General features: G+C 63.2%; 2 protein-coding genes. Both read right to left on the reverse strand.

Translation table 11 applies throughout. The annotated features are described in order from the left end of the window. A partial coding sequence (gene rhaM, locus IB258_RS30230; RefSeq protein WP_192353590.1) for an L-rhamnose mutarotase occupies positions 1-289 on the reverse strand: 289 nt, incomplete at its 3' end. Positions 290-300: 11 nt separating this feature from the next. Next, a complete protein-coding gene (locus tag IB258_RS30630) occupies positions 301-456 on the reverse strand; it encodes an L-rhamnose/proton symporter RhaT (protein ID WP_225590572.1) in 156 nt (51 codons plus the stop codon).

Consider the following 456-nt stretch of genomic DNA (forward strand, 5'->3'; position numbering starts at 1 on the left):
GCTCCCGGCTGATCGGGCTGTCATCCGGGTGGGAGGGCATGAGGCTCTTCATGTAGCCCCACCACTCCCGGCAGATGGCGGTGTCCGCCACCGCCTCCCAGCGTGCCTCGTCCTCTATCTCGACGTAGGCAAACAGCTGGCAGCTCTTGGAGTCGAGAAAGATGCTGTAGTTGCTGGCCCCATGTGCCTTCAGGGTCTCGGCCAGGGCTGGCCAGATCTCATCGTGACGACGGCGGTATTCCGTCTCGCAGCCGGGGTGAACCGACATCAGAAATGCCTTGCGGATCATCTTGTCGCTCCTCACGCCATGCCCATGCCAACCAGGTTGGCGGCCCCGACGATCACCAGCATGCCGATGCAGAGAATGCGCACCGGGCGCGTCCCTACCCCTTTCCATTCCGCCATCAGCAACCCCACGATCCCACCGCAGAGCACGTAGCCGCTCATGTGCAGCAT

Source organism: Achromobacter sp. ACM02 (assembly GCF_014851605.1).
Lineage (GTDB): Bacteria > Pseudomonadota > Gammaproteobacteria > Burkholderiales > Burkholderiaceae_B > Achromobacter > Achromobacter aegrifaciens.